Source organism: Moorena sp. SIO4A1, from assembly GCF_010672065.1.
In the GTDB taxonomy this organism is placed as follows: Bacteria; Cyanobacteriota; Cyanobacteriia; order Cyanobacteriales; family Coleofasciculaceae; genus Moorena.
Map to the genome: position 1 here is coordinate 1 of NZ_JAAHHX010000548.1, position 1,686 is coordinate 1,686.

Annotated in this window: 2 protein-coding genes; one reads left to right on the top strand and one right to left on the bottom strand. The window is 41.9% G+C overall.

From position 1 onward, the window contains the following. Positions 1-102, bottom strand: a 102-nt coding sequence (locus tag F6K53_RS46300; RefSeq protein ID WP_366511429.1) for a toxin-antitoxin system HicB family antitoxin, incomplete at its 3' end; no start/stop codon positions are given. A 75-nt stretch (positions 103-177) separates the two neighbouring features. Here F6K53_RS46300 and F6K53_RS40490 point away from each other — a divergent pair. Then, positions 178-1,320, top strand: coding sequence for a transposase (locus tag F6K53_RS40490; RefSeq protein WP_293074963.1), 1,143 nt, complete (start codon positions 178-180; stop codon positions 1,318-1,320). Positions 1,321-1,686: the final 366 nt, after the last annotated feature.

Below are 1,686 nucleotides of genomic sequence, written 5' to 3' on the forward strand. Positions count from 1 at the left end.
TGCTGCGTATGCAGCACGTCGATGAAGGTCGGTTCCAGGTCTGATGTTAACGCTTCCCTTGAAAGGCTTTTCCGGTTCTATCCCTTTGAGTTGACCAAAAATTTGGGTCTCAAGCCCCGTCCTTCTAGGACGGCTTTTTTTGTGCTATAATATTACGTAGAGTTATTCCACGTCAAAATGATCGTCTTAGAATTTAAGGTCAAAGGGAATAAAACTCAATATGCCGCCATTGATGAGGCGATACGGACTGGTCAGTTTGTACGAAATAAGTGCATCCGTTACTGGATGGACAACAAAGGTATAGGACAAAAAGACCTGTATCGCTATAACACGTGGATCAGAGCTGAATATCCTTTTGTCAAAGACTTAAACTCTCATGCCTGTCAAGCTTCGGTGGAAAGAGCTTATAGTTCAATTTCTAGGTTTTACGATAAGTGTAAAAAACAAGTCCCTGGCAAAAAGGGTTATCCCAAGTTTAAAAAGTTTTCTCGGTCAGTTGAGTATAAGACATCAGGCTGGAAACTTTCACCTGATACCAAGTCTATAAAATTCTTAGACAAAAAAGGTATCGGGAAACTAAAGCTTAAGGGAACCTGGGAGTTATGGCGTTACGACAAAAATTTGATTAAACGAGTTAGGTTGGTTCGTCGCGCAGATGGCTATTATGTTCAATTTTGTGTAAAAGTTGAGATTAAAGAATCTCTAGAACCGTCCCATACCAATGTGGGAATTGATGTGGGTTTAAAAGAATTCTACACCGATTCAAAGGGAAACACAGAAGCAAATCCAAGATTTTATCGTAAGGGCGAGAAACGGTTGAAATTTTATCAACGCCGAGTTTCTCGTAAAAAGAAAGGCTCAGCTAACCGAAGAAAAGCCATTAATAGATTAGGCAGGACACACCTTAATATAAGTAGGCAACGTGAAGAACACGCGAAGAGACTCGCCCGTTGCGTAATCCACTCTAACGACGTGGTCGCTTACGAAGATTTAAGAGTGAGAAATTTTGTAAAAAATCATTGTCTTGCCAAATCTATTAATGATGCAGGTTGGTATCAATTTAGAAAATGGTTAGAGTATTTCGGACAAAAGTTTGGCAGGGAAACTGTAGCAGTTAATCCTGCCTATACTAGCCAAAATTGCTCAAACTGCGGTGAAGTTGTCAAAAAATCGCTATCTACTAGAACTCATGCATGTTTATGCGGGTGTGTGTTGGATCGCGACCATAATGCAGCTATCAATATTCTAAAAATAGCCTTGGGTACTGTAGGGCATACAGGAACCTGGATCTTAGATCCGTTCGCGCAGCGGAGGCCGTAGGCCACGCGGGGCGCGTTCGGGTCTCCCAAAACGCTTATGGAGAATCGGCCTCTACTCTTCCTGATTCCGGTCTGGTTGAGCAAGTCGGCTCATTGAAGTAAGAATCCCCGTTCTTCTAGGACGGGGAGTGTCAAAGCACAGAAAACCAATTACCAAAGAATGCAGAAGACTCTGCCCAACCCAACCATATCTCCTTCCCTTCTGGGGAAAGGGTCGGTAATCAAGAGATTAAGCCCTTAAACAAATGAGGTATTAATAATAGAAGTATTCAGGAGCAAGATCGATGCTACCCCTGAGTTATTGTCCTTACCTTCCCTACCAGTAAAATGCCCTTGAGGAAATTAAGTATTTAATAAGTTAGTTAAC